The organism is Nocardia sp. NPDC058176, from assembly GCF_042883805.1.
Lineage (GTDB): Bacteria > Actinomycetota > Actinomycetes > Mycobacteriales > Mycobacteriaceae > Nocardia.
Genome location: NZ_JBHVVA010000004.1, coordinates 342,020 through 366,348 on the forward strand (window position 1 = coordinate 342,020; position 24,329 = coordinate 366,348).

At 68.3% G+C, this 24,329-nt stretch carries 20 protein-coding genes and 1 tRNA gene; 10 read left to right on the forward strand and 11 right to left on the reverse strand.

The genetic code is table 11. The annotated features are described in order from the left end of the window. Positions 1–102 precede the first annotated feature (102 nt). Positions 103–933 carry an ion transporter gene (locus ACFVVM_RS22905; RefSeq protein ID WP_387621659.1) on the forward strand — a complete coding sequence of 277 codons (831 nt, stop codon included), beginning with the start codon at positions 103–105 and terminating at the stop codon, positions 931–933. On the opposite strand, the gene ACFVVM_RS22910 is transcribed toward ACFVVM_RS22905, so the two are convergent. Both ACFVVM_RS22910 and ACFVVM_RS22915 read right to left on the reverse strand, forming a co-directional pair. Continuing rightward, positions 930–1,388, reverse strand: a complete 459-nt coding sequence (locus ACFVVM_RS22910) for an SRPBCC family protein (protein WP_387621661.1) — start codon at positions 1,386–1,388, stop codon at positions 930–932. The genes ACFVVM_RS22905 and ACFVVM_RS22910 overlap by 4 nt on opposite strands. Positions 1,389–1,486: 98 nt before the next feature. Further along, positions 1,487–2,059 carry a TetR/AcrR family transcriptional regulator gene (locus ACFVVM_RS22915; RefSeq protein WP_387621663.1) on the reverse strand — a complete coding sequence of 191 codons (573 nt, stop codon included), beginning with the start codon at positions 2,057–2,059 and terminating at the stop codon, positions 1,487–1,489. A gap of 73 nt (positions 2,060–2,132) precedes the next feature. Between ACFVVM_RS22915 and ACFVVM_RS22920 the strand changes: the two genes are divergently transcribed. From ACFVVM_RS22920 to ACFVVM_RS22935, 4 genes are all read left to right on the forward strand, one after another. Then, complete coding sequence (locus ACFVVM_RS22920) at positions 2,133–2,705, forward strand: dihydrofolate reductase family protein (protein ID WP_387621666.1); 573 nt, start codon at positions 2,133–2,135, stop codon at positions 2,703–2,705. Between the two features lie 137 nt (positions 2,706–2,842). Then, positions 2,843–4,108, forward strand: a complete 1,266-nt coding sequence (locus ACFVVM_RS22925; protein WP_387621669.1) for an aspartate kinase — start codon at positions 2,843–2,845, stop codon at positions 4,106–4,108. 3 nt (positions 4,109–4,111) lie between these two features. Further along, positions 4,112–5,146: an aspartate-semialdehyde dehydrogenase gene (locus ACFVVM_RS22930; RefSeq protein WP_387621672.1), complete on the forward strand. Its 1,035-nt coding sequence runs from the start codon at positions 4,112–4,114 to the stop codon at positions 5,144–5,146. Between the two features lie 528 nt (positions 5,147–5,674). Further along, on the forward strand, positions 5,675–6,589 hold the full coding sequence (locus tag ACFVVM_RS22935; protein ID WP_387621675.1) for an aminotransferase class IV: 915 nt from the start codon (positions 5,675–5,677) through the stop codon (positions 6,587–6,589). Here ACFVVM_RS22935 and ACFVVM_RS22940 read toward each other — a convergent pair. Continuing rightward, positions 6,573–7,841 carry a serine hydrolase domain-containing protein gene (locus ACFVVM_RS22940; protein ID WP_387621677.1) on the reverse strand — a complete coding sequence of 423 codons (1,269 nt, stop codon included), beginning with the start codon at positions 7,839–7,841 and terminating at the stop codon, positions 6,573–6,575. The two genes, ACFVVM_RS22935 and ACFVVM_RS22940, sit on opposite strands and share 17 nt — an antisense overlap. A 319-nt stretch (positions 7,842–8,160) precedes the next feature. Between ACFVVM_RS22940 and ACFVVM_RS22945 the strand changes: the two genes are divergently transcribed. Both ACFVVM_RS22945 and ACFVVM_RS22950 read left to right on the forward strand, forming a co-directional pair. Next, positions 8,161–10,827, forward strand: a complete 2,667-nt coding sequence (locus ACFVVM_RS22945; RefSeq protein ID WP_387621680.1) for a hypothetical protein — start codon at positions 8,161–8,163, stop codon at positions 10,825–10,827. Continuing rightward, positions 10,820–11,764 (forward strand): phosphotransferase enzyme family protein, encoded by a 945-nt coding sequence (locus ACFVVM_RS22950; protein WP_387621683.1) that lies wholly within the window; start codon positions 10,820–10,822, stop codon positions 11,762–11,764. The genes ACFVVM_RS22945 and ACFVVM_RS22950 overlap by 8 nt, the downstream gene beginning before the upstream one ends. A 581-nt stretch (positions 11,765–12,345) precedes the next feature. Here ACFVVM_RS22950 and atzF read toward each other — a convergent pair. Genes atzF through ACFVVM_RS22965 form a run of 3 tightly spaced genes read right to left on the reverse strand, consistent with a single transcriptional unit; the run spans position 12,346 to position 18,394 of the window. Further along, positions 12,346–14,064, reverse strand: a complete 1,719-nt coding sequence (gene atzF / locus ACFVVM_RS22955) for an allophanate hydrolase (RefSeq protein ID WP_387621686.1) — start codon at positions 14,062–14,064, stop codon at positions 12,346–12,348. A gap of 1 nt (position 14,065) precedes the next feature. Further along, positions 14,066–17,671, reverse strand: coding sequence for an urea carboxylase (gene uca / locus ACFVVM_RS22960; protein WP_387621689.1), 3,606 nt, complete (start codon positions 17,669–17,671; stop codon positions 14,066–14,068). An 18-nt stretch (positions 17,672–17,689) separates the two neighbouring features. Further along, positions 17,690–18,394: a GntR family transcriptional regulator gene (locus ACFVVM_RS22965; protein WP_387621692.1), complete on the reverse strand. Its 705-nt coding sequence runs from the start codon at positions 18,392–18,394 to the stop codon at positions 17,690–17,692. 219 nt (positions 18,395–18,613) lie between these two features. Between ACFVVM_RS22965 and ACFVVM_RS22970 the strand changes: the two genes are divergently transcribed. Beyond that, positions 18,614–18,775, forward strand: a complete 162-nt coding sequence (locus tag ACFVVM_RS22970) for a hypothetical protein (protein WP_387621695.1) — start codon at positions 18,614–18,616, stop codon at positions 18,773–18,775. Here the strand turns inward: ACFVVM_RS22970 and ACFVVM_RS22975 are convergent. Next, the gene (locus ACFVVM_RS22975; protein ID WP_387621698.1) at positions 18,760–19,662 is read right to left on the reverse strand and encodes an NAD-dependent epimerase/dehydratase family protein; all 903 of its coding nucleotides are present in this window, start codon (positions 19,660–19,662) and stop codon (positions 18,760–18,762) included. The two genes, ACFVVM_RS22970 and ACFVVM_RS22975, sit on opposite strands and share 16 nt — an antisense overlap. 11 nt (positions 19,663–19,673) lie before the next feature. Continuing rightward, entirely contained in the window at positions 19,674–20,426 is a 753-nt protein-coding gene (locus ACFVVM_RS22980; protein ID WP_387621700.1) for an SDR family NAD(P)-dependent oxidoreductase, read from the reverse strand. 138 nt (positions 20,427–20,564) lie between these two features. On the opposite strand from ACFVVM_RS22980, the gene ACFVVM_RS22985 reads away from it, so the two are divergent. Further along, positions 20,565–21,044, forward strand: a complete 480-nt coding sequence (locus ACFVVM_RS22985) for a MarR family winged helix-turn-helix transcriptional regulator (RefSeq protein ID WP_387622336.1) — start codon at positions 20,565–20,567, stop codon at positions 21,042–21,044. Positions 21,045–21,117: 73 nt separating this feature from the next. Here ACFVVM_RS22985 and ACFVVM_RS22990 read toward each other — a convergent pair. The 3 genes from ACFVVM_RS22990 to ACFVVM_RS23000 form a co-directional block, all read right to left on the reverse strand. Then, positions 21,118–21,191 (reverse strand) — tRNA-Pro (locus ACFVVM_RS22990). A gap of 68 nt (positions 21,192–21,259) precedes the next feature. Beyond that, positions 21,260–22,693, reverse strand: coding sequence for a hypothetical protein (locus tag ACFVVM_RS22995; RefSeq protein WP_387621703.1), 1,434 nt, complete (start codon positions 22,691–22,693; stop codon positions 21,260–21,262). 38 nt (positions 22,694–22,731) lie between these two features. Continuing rightward, positions 22,732–23,694, reverse strand: a complete 963-nt coding sequence (locus ACFVVM_RS23000) for a metallophosphoesterase (protein WP_387621705.1) — start codon at positions 23,692–23,694, stop codon at positions 22,732–22,734. 121 nt (positions 23,695–23,815) lie between these two features. On the opposite strand from ACFVVM_RS23000, the gene ACFVVM_RS23005 reads away from it, so the two are divergent. Beyond that, the gene (locus tag ACFVVM_RS23005; protein ID WP_387621708.1) at positions 23,816–24,280 is read left to right on the forward strand and encodes a GatB/YqeY domain-containing protein; all 465 of its coding nucleotides are present in this window, start codon (positions 23,816–23,818) and stop codon (positions 24,278–24,280) included. Positions 24,281–24,329 lie beyond the last annotated feature (49 nt).

Below are 24,329 nucleotides of genomic sequence, written 5' to 3' on the forward strand. Positions count from 1 at the left end.
TTAGCGTGGGCAACAGCGCAAGCCGGGCCACCACCGGCCGACCTCACGGGCAGTGCGGCCCGGACACCGCGGCCCCGGCCGCCAGACGCAGCAGGAGAACGGGTGGTCTCACCGGGTATCGAGCGGGTCGAGGCATTGCCGGACGTGCGGTCCAAGACCCCCTCCCTGCGCACCGACATCCTGATGCTGATCCTGGCGATCATCTCCGTGGTGCTGGTCGTCTGGATCACCTTCTTCCCCGTCTCCGGTTCGACCTATCAGACGATCGTGGTGATCGACTGGACGATCTGCGGGATCTTCCTGCTGGAATTCCTGTGGCGGTGGCGCCGGGCGGGCTGGCCGTGGACCTTCCCGTTCGTCTACTGGTACGAGGTCCTCGGCATGATCCCGGTGACCAGCCCGCTGTTCCGCGGGTTCCGGTTGCTGCGGATCGTGGTGATCCTGATCCGGCTCGGCCGGGTGGCCGACCGGGCGCTGGGGGAGCGGGTCACCGCGACGATCGTGAGCCGGTTCGTCGGCACCATCGTCGACATCATCAAGCGCCCGATGACCGTCGCGATCCTCGACGAGGTCTCCAACGTCCTGCGCGCCGGGCACTACACCAAGAACATCGCCGCGGCGCTGGAGGAGAACCACGCCGAGGTCGACCAGATGATCGTCGACCTGATCAAGAACGACCCGCAGACCGGCAAGCTGCGCTACGTCCCGTTCCACGACGACATCATCCGGCTCGTCGCCGACACGGTCTACCGCATGCTGAACCAGCTGCTCCAGGATCCGCGCACCGACGAACTCGTCGCCGACATGCTGCGGGAGAACCTGGATCAGATCAACGACGCGGTCCGCGCCGGGATCAAGGTCCCGCCGTCACAGCGCGGCGCGACGCCCGCCGAGCACGGCGTGCGACACCACATCGGCTCTGTGCGGCGCTAGCTGACCGCGAAGCCCTCGACGTGGGGAAACCGCTCGGCGAAGTCGATGAAGTTCGCGACCGTCTCGTCGTTCATCTTGCGCAGGGTGCGGTTGAACAGGATGCCGGGGATGGGCAGCGGCAATTGCAGTTCCACATGGAAGTCGACCTCGGTGCCCTCGGGGCTCTCCAGCAGGTCGAACCAGCCCCCGCCCTTGGAACCGCGACTGCTGTCGACGACATCCCAGGTCACGCGGTGTTTTTCCCAGCTGTACTCCAGCACCTGGTCGTCGGCGTAGTTCATGAAGTGGGACGTGACGAAGACCCGCCGCGGCCTGCGGTCGCCGTCGCGTGGCCCGACCCGGACATTGCTGTAGGCGGCGGACCAGTCCGCCAATAGTTCGACGGCCAGCAGCGCGTCCATCACCTGATCGATATCGGCGTCAACGGTGAAGCGGATGTCGGTTTTCGAGCGCATCTTTGTCTATCCTCCGAACCCCCGCTGTCTTCCGCGCCCGATTGTGCACAGCAGTACCAGTGATCGTCAACACGTCTATGGTCTGGACAAACGACCGGTCAACTGGCTATGACTCGCGCCACTGCGGCGTCGATGAGTGCCGTGCTCTGTTCTTCGGTGAAGATGCCGGGCAGCGTGAGGTGTTCGAGGATGAGCCAGTTCAGGGCCAGGTAGAGCAGCAGCACCGAGGTCTCGTCGCCGGGTTGGCCCGATGCCAGGTGGTTGCTGACGTTGAAGTCGAGGTCGGCGCGCACCCGTTCGGTGAGCACCTCGCGCAGTTCGGGCCGCCGGGTGGCCTCCAGCCGGAGTTCGAGCAGGGCCAGGTAGGCGGTGCGATGCGCTTCCAGGCGACCGACCACCTCCTTCATCAGCATGGTGATGTTCTCCACCGACTTCGGCCCGTCGGTGACCAGGGCCATCGTCTCCTCGGTCGGCTGGACCACCTCGTAGAACCGGATTCCGGCCTGAGTGAGCAGCTCATCGCGGTTGGCGAAGTAGTTCGAGGCGGTGCCCGCGGGTACCGCCGCCTGTTTGTCCACGGCGCGGAAGGTGAGTCCGCGGGCACCTTCGGCGGCCAGCACCTCGATGGCCGCGTCGAGCAGGGCTTGCCGTCGTTCGGGATTAGTTCGCATCTTGACACCACTCCGGTTGTAGTACTACGTTTGAAATCACTACAGACAGAGTACTACAAATTAGGCGGTAACCATGCGAAAGCTTGTCTACTACATCGGCGTCTCCCTCGACGGCTACATCGCTGGTCCCGGCGGGGAGGTGGAGTTCTATCCGACGCCGCCGAGCTACGTCGAGTGGATGACGTCCGAGTTCCCCGACGCCATGCCGACCCATCTGCGACCCCATGTCGGCCTCGATCCCGAGCTGCCCGCCAAGAACTGGGACACCGTGCTGATGGGCCGCGGCACCTACATCCTCCCGGGCGAGCACGTCGAGAGCCCTTTCCAGCACATGAAGCAGTACGTCGTCTCGTCCTCGCTCGACCAGGCCGAACACCCCGGCGTCGAGATCTTCGCCGGCGATCCGGTCGAGCTGGTGCGCGAGCTCAAGCAGCAGGACGGTCTCGACATCTGGCTGTGTGGCGGCGGCAACCTGGCCGGGCAGCTCATCGACGAGATCGACACGATGATCCTCAAGAGCTATCCGGTCATCGCGGGCGCGGGCATCTCGGTCCTTGGCGGCGTCTTCAAACCGACACAGTTCACTCCGGTGCGCCGCAAGGAATTCGACAACGGCGCGCAGGTCACCTGGTTCGAACGGGGCTGATTGCGGCAGTTGTCCACAAGGTGACAAGCCTGTGTCGTTTCCGCAGGCCGGGGAGGTGGCGGGGAATCCGGTGGACGGCGGCCGGTACTCTTGGTCGCTGATAGCAGCTCGATTCCCGATCGTGAAGGACCATTGCCGTGGCTCTCGTTGTTCAGAAGTACGGAGGATCCTCGGTGGCCACCGCCGAGCGGATCCGGCGCGTCGCTGAACGGATCGTGGAGACCAAGAAGCAGGGGCACGACGTGGTCGTGGTGTGCTCGGCGATGGGCGACACCACCGACGAGCTGCTCGACCTCGCCGAGCAGGTGGCCCCGGCCCCGCCCGCCCGTGAAATGGACATGCTGCTGACCTCCGGTGAGCGCATCTCGAACGCCCTGGTGGCCATGGCCATTCACACCCTCGGCGCCGAGGCGCGCTCGTTCACCGGCTCGCAGGCCGGCGTGATCACCACCGGTGCGCACGGCAACGCCAAGATCATCGACGTCACCCCCGGCCGCCTGCAGGAGGCGCTGGCCGAGGGCCAGATCGTGCTGGTGGCGGGCTTCCAGGGCGTCAGCCAGGACAGCAAGGACGTCACCACGCTGGGCCGCGGCGGTTCCGACACCACCGCCGTCGCCCTGGCCGCGGCGCTGAAAGCCGATGTCTGCGAGATCTACACCGATGTCGACGGCATCTTCAGCGCCGACCCCCGCATCGTCGCCGACGCCCAGAAGCTCGACAAGATCTCCTACGAGGAGATGCTCGAGATGGCGGCGTGTGGCTCGAAGGTGCTGATGCTGCGCTGCGTCGAGTACGCGCGCCGCTACAACGTGCCCGTTCATGTCCGGTCGTCCTACACCGACAAGATCGGCACCACTGTTTTCGGATCGATGGAGGACATTCCCGTGGAGCAGGCAATCCTGACCGGCGTCGCGCACGACCGCAGCGAGGCCAAGGTGACCGTCGTCGCCCTGCCGGACGAGCCGGGCTACGCGGCCAAGGTGTTCCGTGCGGTCGCCGACGCCGAGATCAACATCGACATGGTGCTGCAGAACATCTCCAAGGTCGACACGGGCAAGACCGACATCACCTTCACCTGCCCGAAGACCGACCTGGTCCGCGCGGTGCAGATGCTGACCAAGCGCCAGGACGAGATCGGCTTCGCCGAGATCCTCTCCGACGACCACATCGGCAAGGTCTCGCTGGTCGGCGCGGGCATGAAGTCGCATCCCGGCGTCACCGCCACCTTCTGTGAGGCGCTGGCCAACGCGGGCGTCAACATCGACCTGATCTCCACCTCGGAGATCCGCATCTCGGTGCTGGTGCGCGACACCGAACTCGACGAGGCCGTGCAGGTGCTGCACAAGGCCTTCGATCTCGGCGGCGAAGAGGCCGCTGTTGTCCACGGCGGAACGGGGCGCTGAATCATGGGTGTACGTGTAGGAGTCGTCGGCGCGACCGGTCAGGTCGGCGCCGTCATGCGGAAGCTGCTGGAAGAGCGCAACTTCCCGGCCGATGAGGTGCGGTTCTTCGCCTCGGCGCGCTCGGCCGGTAAGACGCTGCCGTGGCGCGGCGGCGAGATCGTCGTCGAGGACACCGAGACCGCCGATCCCTCGGGTCTCGACATCGCGCTGTTCTCGGCCGGTGCCACCATGTCCCGGGTGCAGGCCCCGCGCTTCGCCGCGGCCGGTGTCACCGTGATCGACAATTCCTCGGCCTGGCGCAAGGACCCCGAGGTGCCGCTGGTGGTCTCGGAGGTCAATCCCGAAGCCACGCGCAACCTGGTCAAGGGGATCATCGCCAACCCGAACTGCACCACGATGGCGGCGATGCCGGTGCTCAAGCCGCTGCACGACCTGGCCGGCCTGCAGCGGTTGATCGTGTCGTCGTACCAGGCTGTTTCCGGTTCGGGGCTGGCCGGTGTCGAGGAGCTCGCCTCGCAGATCCGCGCGGTGGCCGACGATGCCGAGAAGCTGGTGCACGACGGGTCCGCCGTGGAGTTCCCCGCGCCGAACAAGTATGTCGCGCCGATCGCGTTCGATGTGATTCCGCTGGCGGGTGCGCTGGTGGATGACGGGTCGTTCGAGACCGACGAGGATCAGAAGCTGCGCAACGAGAGTCGCAAGATTCTCGGATTGCCTGAGCTGCTGGTGTCCGGCACCTGCGTGCGCGTGCCGGTGTTCACCGGGCACTCGCTGTCGATCAATGCCGAGTTCGCCGAGCCGGTTTCGGTGGAGCAGGCCAAGGAGCTGCTCGGCAAGGCGCCCGGGGTGCGGTTGGTCGATGTGCCGACGCCGTTGGCTGCTGCTGGGCAGGATGATTCGCTGGTGGGGCGGATTCGGCAGGATCCGGGTGTGCCCGGTGGGCGTGGGTTGGCGTTGTTCATTTCTGGGGACAATCTGCGTAAGGGTGCTGCGCTGAATACGATTCAGATCGCGGAAGTTTTGTTGAACGACCGCTGATTTGTTGGTTGACGAGCCGGGCCATCTTGGTGGATGGTCCGGCTTGTTTGTTGTTGGGGTGGGTTTTGGCTCGGGTGGTGGTGGGTGGTGGGGCTGTGGTGGGTGTTGGTGTGTGGGTGGGCCTGTGGGAGGGCGTGGTCTCGGGTAGTGCTGTGTGGCTGGGGTCGCGGGAGGGCGCTGTCTTGCGGAGTGCCGTGTGGCTGGTTGTGCGGTAGGTGGCGGACTTGGGGTTTAGTGACACGGGGCGGTATACGGGCTGTGTTTGTTGGAGCGCTGGCGCGCTCGAGTCGCGGCCCCGAGGGGCCGCCGGTTAGGCACCGTTGCTTGCTCCTTCGTCGCCTACGCAACGGCGCCTAACCGGCGACCCGGCCGCGACCGGCCGACTTCGTCGGCCGCCGCTCCTCGGGGTCGCGGGTGCGGGGCTGGTAGTGCGGTCATGGCGGACTTGAGCGTTGGTGGTGGTGGGGCCGGGTATGGGTGTGGATAAATCGTTCGGGGGATTCGTGGGTTGGCTGTTAGTTTTGGGCGATGGCGCAACCTCATTCGCATGTGTTTCTTGGTGACCGGCTTGTTCCCGCTGATCAGGCGACTGTGGGGATCGCATCTTCGGCGGTGTTGTACGGGTTGAGCGTGTATACGGTGTTTCCGGTGCTGGTCGAGGGTGGGGCGCGGCACGCGTTTCGGTTGGCTGATCATTTTCGGCGGCTCGAGGAGTCGTGCAAGATCATCGGGATCGATCGGTTCGCGCGGGAGTGGGATTACGCGCGGTTCGAGGCGGGGGTCCGGGAGCTGGTCGGGGCGAATGCGCCTGGCGAGGACGTGTTCGTGCGGGTGAGTGTGCATGTGGTGGAGTCGATTCCGGGGACTCGGGTGCGGGGGTGCGCGATTCAGGTGAGCATGTTCGTCTATGACGCGGTGCCGATCGTGCCGCAGGACGGGATGCGGTTGAAGTCGAGTCCGTGGCGGCGGATTCCGGACAATGCGATTCCCTCGCGGGCGAAAGTCAATGGGGCGTATGTGAATTCGGTGCTGGCGAAGCAGGATGCGATCGACAGTGGGTACGACGACTGTGTCTTCCTCGACGGGAACGGGCACGTGTGTGAGCTGTCGGCGGCCAACATCTTCCTGGTGCGCGGTGGCACGCTGATCACGCCGGACGTGTCCTGCGACATCCTCGACGGGATCAACCGCCGCACCGTCCTGACTCTCGCGCACGAGGAGGGGATTCCGGTGCAGGAGCGCACGGTCGACCTGACCGAGCTCTACATCGCCGACGAGGTGTTCGTGACCGGCACCTCGGCGGGGGCGGCGCCGGTCTTCGAGGTCGACGGGCGCACGGTCGGCGCGGGCGTCGTCGGGCCGCTCACCACGGCGCTACGCAAGCGGCACGCGGCGGCGTTGCGCGGGGACACCGAGCACGGCTGGGTCACCCCGCTGTCTTGATGCCGGGGGTGCGCGGGTCGTCGCCGAGGCAGACCAGGATCGCGCAGCCGGGCGGGATGCTGGCGAACGGTGGGGCGAGCGGCTGATCGAGGCAGTTGAAGACGGTGCAGCCGGGGTAGGCGCCTTTGCCAACCCCGAACACCGCGAGCAGGATCTCGGCGTCGAACAGCTTGCTCGGCTCGAACTCCAGCGGCGGTTCCACATACGGTTCGGCCACCGGCACGGGTGTATCGGTGAAGGCGGCGAACAGGCGCCGGAAGAACTCGTGCGGCAGTTCCTCGGGGTGCGCGATCACCCCGCGGGCACCGTGCTCGGTGACATTGCCGAAGGCGCCGGTCCACATGACCATCAGGTCGAGCTCGGGCATGAAGAAGACGTTCTGCAACGCCAGGCCCGACATGAAGAAGGTGTCGGGCGGCAGGAAGTCCGGCGACTCGGCGCAGTCGGCGCCCACCCAGAACAGGTACCCGTAGCAGCTGTTCTGCGGTGAGGGGGTGCGCGCTTTGCGCAGATACTCGTCGGAGATCACCCGCTCGGCACCCCAGCGACCGTCGTTGGCGACGAGCAGACCGATCTTGGCGAGGTTGTTGGGCGGCATCAGCAGATGGGCGTATCCGTAGGTGAAACCGGACCGGTCGCGCGCCCAGTAGTAGTCCTCGCCGGCGATGCCGAGCGGACCGAACAGCTCGCGCTGCGCGAACTCCTGCAGCGGTTCGCCGACCGCCAGCTCGATCACATACGACAGCAGGTCCACATTGCGCTGGCTGTAGCTGAACGTGGTGCCCGGCGGATTCGTGAGCTCCACCGCCAGCGCCTGTACCGCGCTGTGCGGGTCGACCGGAATCACCGCGGTGATCCCCTCGGTGAGCACCCCCACCTTCATCCCCGAGGTCTCGGTGAGCAGATTCTCCACCGTGATCGCCCGGTGCGCGGCGTCACCGAGCCCCGCGGGCAGATACCGATCGATCGGCGCGTCGATCGCGAGTTTCCCCTGATCGGAAGCTATCCCGGCGAGCAGTGACACCACCGACTTGGTGACGCTCCAGATGTTCCACGGAACATTCCCGGTCTCGTCATTGCGCGGCCCCTCCCCGACCAGGCAGTTGTGCCGGAACACCTGCACATTGAGCCGATTGCGCGAATCCGCGAACTGCAACGCCTCCGCGAGCTTCGCCCCATCCAGCCCCACCTGCTCCGGCCTGGCCCGCTCCAACTCCCGCCCCGAGGTCACCGAGCAGTCCACCCCACCCACCGGAGCCGCCTGAACCGGCACCGCGAACAGACCCGCCGAAACCAGCGCCAACGCAACAATGCCCGAAAAAACACCCCTGCTCTGCCCCATGCGGGCGAGAGTAGACCCGCCGATCCACCGTAACCCGTATAGCGGGGCCGCCCGATCCCCTGATCATCGGTATGTTCATCCACCCGTAAAACCCCGACGTCCCGGCCTCGGCACCGATCGGCACGGGTGCACGTGGCAAGCGGCGCCCGCGTTGCCGACCACCGGACAATCCGGGATGCGACACTGGTAGAAGGCATTTCACGTCGACCGTCTGGTCAGGGGGATCAGTATGCCACCGTCGAATCTCGACAATGCTTTCCAGAGCAATGCGGGCGATTTCCAGGCTCACGAGGTGTTCTCCGACCGCGACGACGAGTGGGCCGCGGTCGTGGACAGCGTGCGCAATCTCTGGGACACCGTCTCGAACGAGTCCTTCGAGGTGCAGGACCTGGAGGGCCCGCGCCGCAATGTGCTGGTGTTCTACGGGGTGGGCGGCATCGGTAAGACCACGCTCGCGCAGCAGATCACGCGTCGCCTCGGCGGTGACGATGTGGCGATGTCGCACTGGGCGGTGCCCGATCCGGCGCTGCCGCGCACCGTCCCGGTGTACCTGGACCTCACCAGGAGCCAGGCGTTCGAGCTGGAAGCGGTGGTTCTGGCGATCCGGCAGGCGATCTCCGCGCGCGGCCATCGCGCGCCCGCCTTCGACTTGGCATTGAGCCGGTACTGGGAGGCGAACCACCCGGGTGAGTCACTGGCCGACTATCTGCGCGCGCGAACCAGATTGAGCCGGGTGTCCTCGCGCCTGCCGGAGCAGGTGGACGAGATCCTCGGTGAGGTCGCCGACAATTTCGAGTTGCCGGGGATGGTGGGCGGCCTGGTCGGGCAGAGTCTGACCGCGCTGGTCAAAGCGCTGCGCGATCGCAAGGATCAGGCCAGGGCCCTGCGCTGTCGACGGTTGCCGACCCTGTTGGAGGCCGACCCCGACCTCGAGGCGCTCAGCTACTACCCGCACCTGCTCGCCTGGGACATCGCCCAGTTGCCGCCGAAGCAGGCGCTGTTGCCGGTCGTCTTGCTCGACACCTTCGAGGACATCGCCGCGCGTGGCAGCCGGACGAACGAGCGACTGATCAACCGCCTGGTCTGGCTCATGCCGAACGTGTTGTTCGTGGTGACCGGCCGGAACCGCTTGCAGTGGGATGATCCGCGCCTGCGCGAAAAGCTCTGGCGCGCGGGCGCGGTGCACTGGCCGTTGCTGCGGGCCGATGTCGGCGAGCCGCGTCAGCACCTGGTCGGATATCTGTCGCCGCACGACCGTGAGGCCTTCCTGTCGCAGCGGGTGACCAGCGACGGCCGACCGGTGATCCCACGCGAACACCGGCGGTTGATCGCGGTGCGGTCGGAAGGGCTGCCGCTGTACCTGGACATGGCGGTGTCGCTGTTCGTCGAACTGCTACAGAGCGAGGGCGCCGTCCCACCGGTGTCGGCGTTCGATCGTGACTTCGCCGCCCTGGTGACAGCGACCTTCCGCGACCTCACGCCCGACGAGCAGTCGGTGGTCAGGGCGGTGAGTCTGCTCGATTCGTTCTCGATCGAGCTGGCGACCGCGGCGGCGGGCCTGCCCCGTGACGGCGCGGCACTGTGCCTGGTCGAGCGGCCGTTCGTGGAGTTCGACGGCGCGCGACTGTGGCCGTACCGCTTACACAAGCTGGTGCGCTCGGCCATTCGCAACGCCGACTTCGACGCCGACTCGCCGGACCCGTGGAGCGCGGCCGACTGGCGTCGCGCGGCGCAGCGAGCCTTCGATCACCTCGGCGCGCAGTGGCGGCGTGCCGAGGCCGACCGGCGCGTACTCGTGGCCTGTCTACGCGCGGGGCTGGGGCTGGCTCGAGACTTCTCGTTGCGGCTCGGCTGGCTCGAGGACGCCGCGGTCGAATTCGCACGGGACTCGGTGGTCGAAGCGATCGACATCGACGAACCGGCCATGCCCCTGTCCGCGGATGCCGCGGCGGCCAACGCCCTCGCGGTGACCCTTTCGGTGATCGCGCGGCGGAACAGCGATCACCGGCGGGTCATCGCCGACGAGCTCCGTGCCGTCCTCGCCGCCGGTGACCTCCCGCAGCAGATGCGGGAGATCCCGGAGTACTACATCGCCATGTGCGAGCGTGATCTCGGTGACTTCGATGCGTCCATGGCGGGGATGCGCCGGGTCGCCGAGGCAGGCGGTCGCCTGTCGATCGATGCCAAGCGGGGTCTGCACCATCTGCTGCGCCGACTCGGCCGTTTCCAGAACGCGCTCGTGCTCGCCGAGGAACTCGGTGCGGCGGGCAGGCAGCATCGCACGCTCGGTGAACTGTGGTGGTCGCAGGGCAATATTGCGTTGGCGTGCACCTCGCTCGCGGTGGCGAGGGATCAGTCGGCCGCGGCCGGGCTGTCCGGTGAAGCCGCCCTGTGCCAGGCCTATCTCGCGTTCGCGGCCTCGTTCCAGGATCGGGCCCGCGCGACGGAGCAGCTCGCGCGCGCCCACACGTTGCTCGACGGCGCTCGCGTGGGCTGGGCGGAAGGCCTGTTGCGCGTGGCGGCGCTGGTCGTAGACGCGGGCCACGATCCGGAGCTGCCGCAGCGGGCCGATCACGTCGCCGCGGCGGCGACCGCCATCGGCCTGACCTCGTTGGCCGGCTACGCCAGACTGGCCGCGTGTTTTCATGCCGCGGTGATCGATTCCGCACCGCTGGGTGAGCAGATGCGGCTGCGGTTGCGCGGCTGTGTCCGCGGGGCCGAGTTCGCGTATCTCATCGAGATCGCCTATATGTTCACCGGTCGGGATTCGCCGTCTGCCCTGCGTCCGGATTGGATCGAAGGGGCCGCGACGGCGAAACTGCGGTGGAATGGGTTGGTCACGGATCGGCGGGCGGAACTCGCCGCTACTGGGAGGAACTGGCGCGGAGATGGCTGAGTACACAACGCTCGCGGACCTGGACCAGGCGAAGATCCGTGCGTGCTACGGCATCGACGAGATCGTGTCGCTCGAGCCGGTACCTGGCGGCGCCGCCAACTCGAGTTTTCGCCTGGGTGGCACACGCGCGGGCGTCGACGTGGACTACGCCCTGACCATCCTGGACAACGATCCCGCCGCCGCACCCAGGTTGGCGGCGCTGCTGGCCCGGCTGGACGGCCACTTCCGGACCACCGAACTGGTCTCCGCCGTCGACGGGAAGTGTGTCGTCGAGATCGATGGCCGGGTCATGATCCTCAAACAGTGGATCGACGGCTCTGTGTATCCGGTTCTTCCGGCGGAGTTGCTCGGAAAGGCGGGTGCGGCCCTCGCCCAGCTGCACAGGGTCCCGACAACCGCGGTGACCGGCCCGGAACGGTTGCCATCGGACGGACGACGGCTGACCGCCGCGCACCGATCGCGCATCGCCGACTTCGGCGACCGCGCCTTCGCGGACTGGCTCACCACCCGGCTCGCCGCACTCGACCACATCAGCAGCGGGCGGTCGCTCGCGCTGATCCACGGCGACCTGTACTCGGACAACATCATCGTGAGCGATGCGGGTGAATTGGTCGTCATCGACTGGGAGACGGCCTGCCTGGAGGATCCGCTGCTCGATCTCGGCATGGCGGTGCTCGGTCTAGGCGTGGTCGACGGGCGACTGCACCCGGATCGCGCCGACGCGATCGTCGACGGCTACTCCGGTGTCGTCCCGGTGACCGCGAGCGAACGCGCCGGCGTGCTGCGCGACATGGTCGAGTTGTCGGCGCTGATCATCGCCTTCCACCGCTACTACCGGCACAACGTCAGGTACCCGGGTTCTCCTGCGGCGGACCGGTACCGGGAGATGGTCGGCATCGTGGCGAGTCTGCCTGCCCGCGCGCTGACCGGAAGATGACGAACGCCGCCAAGTCGATGAGGGAGACCTGGCGGCGCTGAGTCGAAGGGTCGTCACAGGGATGACCCGTCAGGGTGTCGACGCCCCACAAGCGCCTCTCGGCGAGTGGTCGCTCGTAGCGACTATGGGGTGAGGCCCGGGGCTGTTCGGACGCCGACAGTGGTGTTCAACCGGGTGGCGCGGCGAACTATTCCGCGCCTCCGATGTGATGCGGGCAACTGGTCAGAAGTTGCTGAACCAGTAGAGCAGGCTCGCCAGTACCCAGACGATCAGCGTTTCCATCGTCGTTCTCCCTCTTGTCGGTACTTACATCATCGCCGAAGGGGGTGCGAATGCGACAAGTTGTTCTTAAGAACCTCTAGAGACCGGCATCGCATTCTTTCTGCAGACACCGGAACAACCGGGTCCGATCGGTCTCGAGGGGTGATCGGTCGGACCCGGCGGTGCAGACCAGAAGGTGGCTCTTCCAGACGCTGAAGACGCACTGCCGACGGTAACCACACCGACGGACTGGGCCGGACATGTTCCAGGGGTGTCGTCGGGGTACGGCCGGGCCGGTCGACGCGGGGTGATCGGCCCGGTCAACGTTTCTGTAGGTAGGCCACCCAGCCGCCGTGTTCGGTGATGTCGGTGGCGGCGACGGCGGCGTCGTAGCTGCAGGCGAAGCCGATCACCGAGCGGCCGTCGGAGAGTTCGATGCTGGTCAGGGCCATGGGCGGGGGGAGTTCGGCCAGGAACCGGCCGAGTCCGCCGGGGGAGACGAGGAACAGTTCGCCGCGGATCGGCGCGCCGAGGCCATCGCCGTGGCGCACCAGGCCGGGCTTGGGCGGGACGGTGTCCAGGGAGGTGAGCCGGTAGGCGTCGGTGGTGGTGATCTCGCCGGTGTAGCGGGCGCCGAGCTGTTCGAGTTGCCAGTGCAGTGGCTGGCCGCGCAGGTGGGCGCCGAAAACCGCGAGCGGGACGCCGGTTTGGACGAACAATGGCGACTCGGCTTGTCCGGTCAGCAGTGCCGCCAGGTCGACGGCGAGCTGGTCGGCGAAGCCGGGAACGACGAAGGTCACGCCGAAGGGCAGGCCGTCGGCGGTGGGTGCGCCGGGGACGGCGACGGCCGCGAGGTCGAGCAGATTGCAGAAGTTGGTGTAGGTGCCGAGGCGGCGGTTGATCGCCACCGGATCGGCCGCGACCTCGGCGATCGACGGGTGCTCGGTGGTGGTCGGGATCAGCAGGCCGTCGAAGCCGGCGAGCTGCTCGGTCGCGGCGGCCCGGGCGAGGGCGAGCGTGTCGAGGTCGGCAGCGAAGAGGTGGGCGTCGAGTTGTCCTGCCGCGCTGACGATTCCGGCGACAGTCGGATCGAGACCGGGTGCGCCCTTGCTGACGAACTCGCCGACCGCCGTGTAGCGCTCGGCCACGATGGCGCCGTCGTAGAGCAGCCGCGCCGCGGCGAGCATTCCGGAGATGTCGATCTCGGTGATCGTGGCGCCGCGATCACGCAGGGTCGCAACGGTTTCGGCGAACGCCACCCGGTACGCGGGGCTCAGCGCCTCGAGGTCGGCCGGGCGGGGGATGGCCACCTTCGGCTGCGCGGACGCCGCGAGTGGGACGTCGGCTGGCCAGACGCGGCTGCGCGGATCGCGCGGTTCGGCGCCCGTCAGGGTCGCGGCGGCGGTGACGGCCAGGTCGAGGTCGGCGGCGAACACGGTGACCGCGTCGTAGTCGGCGCAGGCCGGGACCACACCGTGCGCAGGGATCACGCCGAGACTGGCCTTGATCCCGACGATGCCGTGCAGCGCGGCGGGCACCCGGCCCGACCCGGCGGTGTCGGTGCCGAGCGCGATGTCGGCGATGCCGAGGGCGACGGCCGCCGCCGAGCCCGAACTCGAGCCGCCGGAGATCAGCTCGGGATGCAGGGCGTTGCGCACCGCGCCGTACGGGCTGCGGGTGCCGACGAGGCCGGTGGCGAACTGGTCCAGATTGGTCTTGCCGAGCACCAGGGCGCCCGCGTCGACCAGCCGGGTCACGGCAGCGGCGGATTCGGTTGCCGGGTAGGCGAATTCGGGGCACGCCGCGGTGGTTGGCAGACCGGCGACATCGATGTTGTCCTTCACCGCGACGAGCAGTCCGGCCAGCGGCAATGCCTCGCCCTCGGCGAGCCGGCGCTCCAGCTCGGCCGCCTCGGCCGCCAGCTCGTCCTGCGGACGCAGCGTGATCCACACTTCCGGCCGGTCCACCTCGGCGATCCGCGCGTACGCGGCGGCGACCCGGGCGGTCACCGAGGCGTTGTCGAGTAGTCGTGCGGTCATGTCAGTCGACTCCGATCACTGCGAGAGGGGTTCCGGGTTCCACTTTGGTCCCCGGTGCGGCGAGCACTTTCAGTACGACGCCACCGTCCGGTGTCGCCACCGGTAGTTCGAGTTTCATGGCTTCGAGCACCGCCACCGTGGCGCCGGCACCCAGGTGCTGGCCCTCGGTCACGTCCACCCGCCACACATTGCCGGTCATCGGCGCGGTGACGACGGTGGCGTCGGCCGGGAGCCCGGCGAGCGGGTCGACCGTGGCCTCGGCGACCTGGTCGACGGTGCCACCGCGCTCGAATTCGCCCGACTCCTGCCACGCCCGGCGCTCGACGGCGAAGGCAGCGGCCTGCTTGCGCTCGAACTCCGCGATCGAGTCCGCGTCCGCGTCGAGCATGCGCAGGTGGTCGGCCAGGGCGAAACTGCCCTCGGTCACCTCGGCCTCGAAACGGCCCGCGGCCGCGGCGGCCCGATACTCGAGCAGCTGCCCGGAATCGACCGGCTCCCAGGTGATCCGGTCGAAGAACCGGAACAGCCACGGCGTCCCCGGCTCGAACGGTGCGCTCTGCCGGTAGCCCGACCAGATCGGCACGGTGCGGCCGATCAGCTGGTATCCGCCGGGGGATTCCATGCCGTAGACGCACAGGTACTTGCCGCCGATGCCGACGGCGTCGGACGGGGTCCAGGTGCGGGCGGGGTTGTACTTGGTGGTCACCAGGCGGTGGCGCGGGTCGAGCGGAACCGCCAGTGGCGCACCGAGATACACGTCACCGAGGCCGAGCACCAGGTACTCCGCCGAGAACACCGTGTCGCGGACCTGCTCGATGCTGTCGAGGCCGTTGATCCGGCGGATGAACTCGATATTCGACGGCAGCCACGGTGCGGTGTCGCGCACGCCGCTGCGGTAGCGGTCGATGGCCTCGGAGATGGAGGGATCGTCGAACGACATCGGCAACCGGATGGTCCGGCTGGGTACCACCAGCTCGCCGGTGGCGGGCAGGTCGTCTTCGAGTTCGGCGAGCGTGCCCAGCAGACGGTGTTGCGGCAGCACCTCGGGATCGAAGTGGATGTGCAGGGAGCGCACGCCGGGGGTGATGTCGACGATGCCGGTCAGCCCGCTGGTCGTCAGTGCTTCCGAGAGGGCGTGCACCCGCATACGGAGGCCGAGATCCAGTGCCATCGGGCCGTATTCGACGAGCACGTTGTCGTCACCGCCGCGCAGATAGGCCACCTGTGGCCGGTCGTCTTCGGCGGGCCTGCTGTGCAGGATGCCTCGATCACGCAGTGCCACACCGTGATCGGGTACGAGGTTGCTCGCTCGTGAGGCCGGATCGGCACGCAGCCGGTCGGCGCCGGACTCGTCGACGGGGACGAACCGGATCGTGTCGCCGGGACGCAGCTGGCCCAGTTTCCAGCGCTGGGCGGAGATGACCGTGAGCGGGCAGGCGAAGCCGCCGAGGCTCGGGCCGTCGGGGCCGAGCAGGATCGGGGTGTCGCCGGAGACGTTGAGCGCGCCGACGCTGTAGGGGTTGTCGTGCAGGTTCGACGGGTGCAGGCCCGCGTCGCCGCCGTCGGTGCGCGACCAGGTCGGCTTCGGGCCGTCGAGGCGGATGCCGGTGCGGTTGGCGTGCGCGCCGACCTTCCATTCGGCCGCGTAGAACTGGGTCATGTCGTCGTCGGTGAAGTACGACGGCGCGGTCTGCGGGCCCTCGCCGACGGCGAGTTGCCAGCCGTGGGTGAAGTCGGGTCGATGCGCGACGGGTACCGGTGCCGTCGGTGTGCCGGGATCGGGTTGCAGGCCGATGACATCGCCGGTGACCAGCGCGCGCCCGGTGATGCCGCCGAAGCCGCCGAGGGTGAACGTCGCGGTGCTGCCGTGATAGAGCGGCGCGTCGATGCCGCCGCGGATCGCGAGGTAGGTGCGCAGTCCGGTGTCGGCGGGGGTGCCGATGTCGAGCACGACGCCCGCGGGTAGTTCGAGCGGCGTCCACATCGGTGCCTCGGCGCCGTCGACGGTCACCGGAGCGGAGGCGCCGGTGACGCAGATCGTCACGGGCGCGGTGAAACTCAGCTTCGGGCCCTGGAGGGTGCATTCGAGGCCGGGTGCGCCCGCCGGATTGCCGACGGCGGTGTTGGCCAGGGTGAACGAGAGGTCGTCCATCGGCCCGGACGGCGGAATTCCGACCTGCCACAGGCCGATTCGGCCGGGATGGTCCTGGATCGTGGTCATGGTGCCCGCGCGCAGGACATCGATGCGGCGGGTGGCCCCGACGATGTCTGCCATGGTCGCGGTGCTGTGCGCCGCCGCGAGGACGACCGGATCGACTGCGGCGTGGCGCAATTGGGCGAGGTTGGTCTGCACGCCGTAGAGCGCGGTGTCGGCCAGTGCCTCGCCGAGCGCGGCGAACGCGTCGGTGCGGGTGGGGCCGGTGGTGATGATCTTGGCCAGCATCGGGTCGTAGTGCGGGGACACCTCGGTGCCGGTGGCGACCCAGGTGTCGACCCGCGCGCGGCTCGGGAACCATGCCTCGGTGATCAGTCCGGCGCTCGGGCGGTAGTCCTGACCGGGGTCCTCGGCGTAGACCCTGGCCTCGACGGCGCTGCCGGTGATGGCGGGGCCCGCGTCGGGCAGGTCGTCGAGCATGGTCGTGTCGCCGCCCGCGAGACGCAGCATCCATGCCACCAGGTCGACGCCGGTAACGGCCTCGGTCACCGGGTGTTCCACCTGCAGACGGGTGTTCACCTCGAGGAAGGAGGCGGCGTCGCGCTCGATGTCGTAGACGAACTCGACCGTGCCCGCGGAGCGGTAGTCGACCGACTGGGCGAGCAGGCGTGAGGTCGCCAGGAGTTCCTCGGTCAACTCCTCGGTGAGACCGGGGGCGGGCGCCTCCTCCAGGACCTTCTGATTGCGGCGCTGCAGCGAACAGTCCCTGGTGCCGAGCGAGACCACGCGGCCGTGCCCGTCACCGAACAGCTGCACCTCGACATGGCGGGCCCGGGCGACGAATCGCTCCAGGAACACCCCGGCGGCCGCGAAATTCGAGGCCGCCAGGCGCTGGACGCGGGTGAACGCGCCGCGCACCTCGTCGGCGTCGTGGCAGGCCTGCATGCCGATGCCGCCACCACCGCCGACGGCCTTGAGCATCACCGGGAAGCCGATCCGCTCGGCCTCGGCCACGGCGTGCTCGGCCGAATCCAGCAGTCCCGAACCGGGAATCAGCGGGACGCCGACGGCGCGCGCGGCCTCGCGGGCAGTGTGCTTGTCGCCGAACACCTTCAGCTGCTCCGGTGTCGGTCCGACGAAGGCCAGTCCCGCCTCCGCGGCGGCGGTCGCGAATTCGGCGTTCTCGGAAAGGAATCCGTAGCCGGGATGGATGGCGCCCGCGCCGGTGGACAGGGCGGCCTCGATCACGCGATCGGCCAGCAGATAGGACTGGGCGGCCGGGCCGGGGCCGAGCAGGACCGCGGAGTCGGCGTGGCGGACGTGCGGGGCGGCGGCATCGGCCTCGGAGTAGACCGCGACGGTCTTCAGGCCGAGCTCGCGCGCGGAACGGATGATGCGGCAGGCGATTTCACCGCGATTGGCGATGAGCACCGTGTCGAAGTGCAGGCTCACTACTTCGCTCCTTGGAGACTATTCGGCCATCGACATGGCGGCGATCGCCCGGGAGATGCGTTCGAGGACGACGTCCAGCGATTCGCCGATGTGGGTGTGCAGGAGCCGGTAGCCCAGCGTCAGCTCGTCGGCCAGGATCGCGTCGAGGATGCCGAGGTGCTCGGAGATGGTGGTCTCGATGCGGTTGTTGACCATGAAGTCGTACATCCGGACGTGGCGGATCCGGGAGTTCACCGACAGCAGCGCCCGTACCATCTCGGCATTGCCCGCCGAGGTGAGCAGCGCGACGTGGAACTCCTCGTCGACCACGACGAACCCCGGCTGCTGCTCCGGCGGATCGGCCTGCAGCGCCAGCCAGCGTTCGCGTTCGGCCAGCAGCAGCGCGCGGTCGTGGGTGAGGTCGGGGTTGTTCATGATCCGGGCCACGCCGCCCAGCTCGAGCGTCAGCCGGAGTTCGTAGAGGTCGCGGATCCGCGGCACGCTGGGCCGGACCGGGCTGAACCCGAACTCCTCGCGCTGGAGCAGTCCGTCGGAGCAGAGCATGGTCAGCGCCTCGCGCACCGGCGTGCGCGAGATGCCGAATCGGGTGGACAGTTTGGGTTCGGTGAGCCGCTCACCGAACTTGATCCCGCCGTTCATCAGCTCGCCGCGCAAGGTCTCGTAGACCACGTCCCGCAGCGGTTTCCCGGTGGCCTCGGCCGGTGTCTCCATCGATGTCGACATGCCTGTATACGCTATTGACCTCGCGTTTCTCGGCGATGACACCAGGTTATGAACAGGTAAGCAGGAGCTCACAGCTGCTGGTCGACCCGCATCCCTCACCGCGCCGTCGCGGTACCGGAGAGCAGAACTCAATGTTGCGCAACATTCGAGAACCCTGGCTGACACATCCCGGACCCACGCTGGGTGAGGAATTCCGCCACCTCGAAGAAGGGCGAATCCGTGAACGACCCACACATCGTGCTGCTCGCCCTGGTCGCGGGCTTGATCTCGGTCATCGCCCTGACCGTCTGGTGGCCCAATCCCGCCGAGCGCCGCCGCCCCCGCCCAGACCCGGCCGACCCGAACCTCCGCGCCCCTGACGCCGATCACACGGTGGTGTAGGCGAGCTGCCGAAGACGGTGTTCGCCGATTTCGGTCAGCATGTCGGTGTGTTCGGGATGCCAGCCCAGTTCCCGCCGGGCGGCGACGGCACGGATGCGGCTGGACGCGGCCATGATGAGCGCGCCGAACTCGCCCCACACCTCGGTTGCCTCTTCTGTTGTGAGGCTGCGGGTTTCGACGCCGAGATCGGCGGCGACCTGCTCCGCGATCCAGCGGTTGGGGGTTTCGCCGGCGGCCGCGTGGTAGAGCCCACCGGCGCGTCCGTGGGTCAGGGCGCGGTCGATGAGGCGGGTCACGTCATCGATGTGGACGTGGCTGTAGGTGTTCAGCCCCGAGCCGATGTAGGAAGCGGCTCCGGTCGCGGCGACGGGACGGTAGATCATCGAGACGTGGCCGTGGTCTCCCGGTCCCCAGATCAGGCCGGGGCGGATGACCATCGAACGCACTCCGGCGGCGGCCAGCACGCTGTCCTCGGCCGCCTTCCGGTATTCGGCCAGCGGCTCCGGTGTGAACGGGTCGTGCTCGGCGAAGACGTCCGGGCTCCAGGCGCCGGCGGTGCGCTGCATGAGCACGCCGCTACCGGACAGGAAGACGAGCGTCTTGCCCGTTCCGGCGAGTGCGCGGATCAGCTCGTCGGTCGTCGCGGTCTCGATGGCGGGGGCGGGCTGGGCGGCGTAGATGACGCCGTCCGCCCGCCGTGCCGCATCGACGACCATCGGGCGACGATCCTCCAGATCCCCGGCGACGGGGATGATGCCTTGCGCCGCAAGGATCTCGGCGGCGGCCCCGGTGCGGGCCAGCCCGGTGACCGTGTGACCCGCGGCGTTCAGGTGCCGGGCCAGACTTCCACCCACGAAGCCGGTGGCGCCGATGACGAAGATGTTCACGGCGTGGCCGCTCAGCCGGGAAGGGTGCTGCGCTCGCCACCATCGGCGAACAGCACGGCACCGTTGACGTAGGAGCTCGCCGGACCGGCCAGGAACGACACGACCTCCGCGATCTCCGCCGGCGCACCCGCCCGGCCGCGCGCGTTGGTGCTGTCCATGACGCCGATGTGCTCGCCCAGCATCGCCTTGGCGCCCTCGGTGACGACGGGCCCCGGAGAGACGGTGTTGACCCGCACGCCGGACGCGCCGAACTCGGTGGCCCAGTAGCGGGTCAGGATCTCGACTCCCGCCTTGGACGCACCGTAGGCGGCGCCGACCGGGGCGGGCAGACGGGCGGCGCTCGAGCCGACGATCACGATCGAACCGTGCCCGCGTTCGGCCATGCCCGGCGCCAGCGCGCCGACGAGCAGGAACGGTGCACGGGTGTTGATCGCGATGTGCCGGTCGAAGCTCGCCGCGTCGGTGGCCGCGGTCGGCGTGAACTCGTAGAGGCCCGCGTTGCTCACCAGGATGTCGACGGCCCCCGCTTCGTCGGCCAGGCGCAGGGTGTCCTCGGCGTCGGTGAGGTCGGCGGCGACGAAGCGGGCGGTGCCGCCCTCGGCCTCGATCTCCTTCACCAGAGCCTCGCCCCTGGCCTGGTCCCGGCCGTGGAGCACGACGTGCGCGCCCTGTCCGGCGAGGTTCAGCGCGATGGCCTTGCCGATGCCCGACGTCGCGCCGGTCACGAGTGCGGTGCGGTCTCGCAATGCGGTGGTGGTGCTCATGGTCAGCTCCCTGCTGTGTGGATCGTGACGCGCCGGGTCGCGGCGCGGCGTACGCAAACCACTATGCCTCACAGATGTTCTGTTGACAAGAACATCTGTTGATAAGCAGAATCCTGCTAAGGTGTGGGGGTGACCCCGATGTCGGACAAGAAGCAAGACGTGGACCTGGCTCTCGACACCGATCTGGGCTGGGCGATTCGCATGGTCTCCTCGGCGTTCCGCGCCGTGGCCACCGAATCCGTCGCCGACCTGCCCGGTGGCGCGCGCGCCTACCTCGTCCTGGTGGCGCTCGCCAGTGGTGAGCCGCCCACCCAGCTCGCCCTCGCCAAAGCGGTCAGCCTCGACCGCACCGTGATGACCTACCTGCTCGACGACCTCGAGTCACACGGCCTGGTCACCCGCAGACCCGACCCGCGCGACCGCCGCGCCCGCCAGGTCCTGATCACCGACACCGGCCGCACCCGCCTCGCCGAAGTCCGCCGCAGCCTCGCCGCCGCCGAAGCTCGCCTGCTCGCCGACCTCGACGACCACGACGCCGGCCAACTCCGCACCCTGCTCTCCCGCGTCGCCTCGACCGCACAGCGCGAGTCGACCACCCCCGACGAGGCGAACTGCTGAACTACCCCGAAACAGCAGAAACCCCCTGACCAGGAATCCCGGTCAGGGGGTTTCAGGTGTCTCAACCAACACGTCGGGGTGACAGGATTTGAACCTGCGACCTCTTCGTCCCGAACGAAGCGCGCTACCAAGCTGCGCCACACCCCGTGAGGCGAACCTGAAGTAGCTTACAACGCGTGGATGTGAAACGTTAAATTGGCTGGTCAGTGGTGGTGCTACAGGGCGCGGATGGAGCTGAAGATGCGCTTGGCGGTGGCGGCGTCGATAGCGTCGGGGACGCCGGTGTCGGCGACCATGACCATGACGAAGCTGCCGTCCTTGGCGCCCTTGAAGGCGTAGGTGTAGACGGAGTAGGTGGAGGCGCAGCCGGGCTCGGGGTCGGGGACGGTGCCGGTGGTCTCGGTGAACATCCCGCTGATCTTGCCGTCCATGGAACGCAGCGACTCGGCGGGTTTGGGGGTGCCGGTGGAGCCGCTGTAGGCCAGCGGTGCGGTCTTGGTGCCGAGTTCGGCGCCCGCCTCGGCATGGTCGCTGAGCTTGGAACCGGTGAGCAGGGAGACCGTGCGGGTGGAGCCGGGGCAGTAGTCGCGGCCGTCGGTGGCGTAACCCTTGCCGATGACGGAATCACCCGGCGGTTCGCCGAATCCGCCGATGGTTCCCTCGGAGGCGACCTTCCAGCTCGGCGGCACGTCGTAGGCGGCGCCGCGGTCGGGGGAGGCCACCACCTGGTAGCCCTCGATGACCGGCTCCTGGCCTGCGGCGGCGCCGGTCGGCGCGGTCGTGGTCGCCTTCGGCGCGGACGTTTCCGAGGGCGCCGGTGTGGTGCTCAGCGCGCTGACCATCGACGGAGTGGCGCTCGCACCGGCGGCGGTGCCCGACGAGTCGTCGCTGCGGCTCACGGCGACCGCGGTGAGCGCGGTGCCGCCGATCAGAACCGCGGCGATGCCGACGGCCACCCAGATCCCGGCCTTCCCACCGGATTTCGGCGGTCCCGGCGGAAAGCCCTGACCGTAGGACTGCGCTCCGCCGTGCTCGAGCGCCGGAATCTCGCCGTACTGCTGTTGCTGGACGGGCTGCTGCTGCCAGGCGGGTGCACCGAACGGTGCTGGGCCGGGCTGACCCCACGGTTGCCCTGGATTCGGCTGTCCCACTGCCGGATTCCATTGCTGACCCGGACCCCACTGCGGCGGTGCGCCCCACTGTTGGTTCGGGTCCGCCTGCCCGCCAACCGGATTCGCCCCCGGCCACTGGGCAGCCGGGGTGCGCAGCTGCGTCGGATCGGCTTGACCACCCGAGGGATTCACATTGGGCAAGGTGGGATTGTGCACCCGCGTCGGGTCGGCCTGGTGTCCGGCCGTGGAATAGTCCTGCGGTCCAGCGGGCGACCACGAGGCCTGCGGCGCCTCGGGTGACCACTGCGTGGGATCCGGCAGACCGGGCGGCGGACCCGAACCCTGCCAGCTCACGCCCGGCGGAAGCCCGGTGCCGCCCGGCGTCCAGACGGCCGTCGGATCGGGCGCGCCCGGATTCTGCTGTCCCGCGGCGGAACCGTCCGGTGGTCGCTGCCACTGGTCGGCCGGCTGGTTCGGCGCGCCGAATCCGCCGAACATGGTCGGGTCGTTGCGCCTGTCGTCGGATCCACTGCTCACGGTCGTCCCCTATTGACTGAAAGTCGTTCGGGGCGACCCTAGCGGGCGACGGCCTCCGAGGTGGAAATGCCATGGCCGGTATCGGCCGACGGCCGCTTGGGCGGTGCGCCGACCAGGGTCAGCAGGGTGGCCTCCGGACGGCAGCAGAAGCGGTAGGGCGCCCACGGCGAGGTGCCGATACCCGCCGAGACGTGCAGCTGGGTGTGCGCACCCCACTGCGAAGCGCCCTTCACACGGGACTTGTCGATGCCGCAGTTGGTCACCAGCGCGCCGTAGCCCGGCACGACCAGCTGACCGCCATGGGTGTGCCCGGCCAGCACCAGGTCGTAGCCGTCCTCGGCGAACCGATCGAGCACCCGCGGCTCGGGCGAGTGGGTCACGCCGATGCTCAGCTGCGCCAGCTGGTTCGGCGCACCGGCCACGGTGTCGTAGCGATCGCGCTGCAGGTGCGGGTCGTCGACACCGGCACTGGCGATCCGGATACCGGCGACTTCGAGGTCGCGCCGGGTGTGGGTCAGATCCAGCCAGCCACGCTCGGTGAACGCGGCGCGCAGATCTTGCCAGGGCAGCGGATCGCCGTAGACGCGGCGATGATCTTTCTTGAAATACTTCAGCGGATTCTTCGGCACCGGCGCGAAATAATCGTTCGAACCGAACACGAACAAGCCGGGACGAGCCAGCAGCGCGCCGAGGGATTGCACAACGGCGGGCACGGCCCGCTGATGCGAAAGATTGTCGCCGGTATTCACGACCAGATCGGGTTCGAGCCGATCGAGTTCGCGCAGCCACTGCTGTTTGAGCTGCTGCCCCGGCATCATGTGCAGGTCACTGATGTGCAGAATGCGCAGCGTGGGCGAGCCGGGCGCGAGCACCGGCATGGTCGCTTCGCGCAGGACGAACGCGTTCCGTTCGATCAGCGTGGCGTATCCGATGCCTGCGGCGGCGGCCCCGGCGGCTCCCAACGCGGTTCGGCGGACAGCGGACGTCGAGATAACGGGCATTTGCCCAGCATAGGCGACCCCCTCCCGGATCGGCGCGTGTGTTTCCGCACAAATGGTCCGCAATTTCGGTTGCGATGAAAATGTGATGGGACTCCGGAGGGTGAACAGCTACCGTGAGCGCATGTCGGAACTGAAATCGCAGCTGCGTGCGGATATGACCGCCGCGTTGAAAGCCAAGGACACTCTGCGCCTGTCGACCTTGCGGATGGTGCTCGCCGCGATCCAGAACGCGGAGACCTCGGGAACGCAGGCGCATCAGCTCTCCGACGCCGAAGTCATCGCCGTGCTGCAGAAGGAAGCCAAGAAGCGCAACGAGGCCGCCGTCATCTACGAGCAGAACGGGCGTGGCGAACTGGCGGCGAACGAGCGCGCCGAGGAAGAGGTCATCGAGGACTACCTGCCCACGCAGCTGAGCGAGGCCGAGGTGGCCCAGGTCGCCGATACCGCGATCGCCCAGGTCGCCGAGGAGATCGGCGAACGGCCGGGGATGCGGCAGATGGGGCAGGTCATGAAGGCCGCGTCCGCGATCGCGCAGGGCAAGGTCGATGGGTCGCGGCTCTCGGCCGCGGTCAAAGCCCGGCTCTGACCGAGACGACGAAGGGCCGCCGTCGGATCGACGGCGGCCCTTCGCGTGT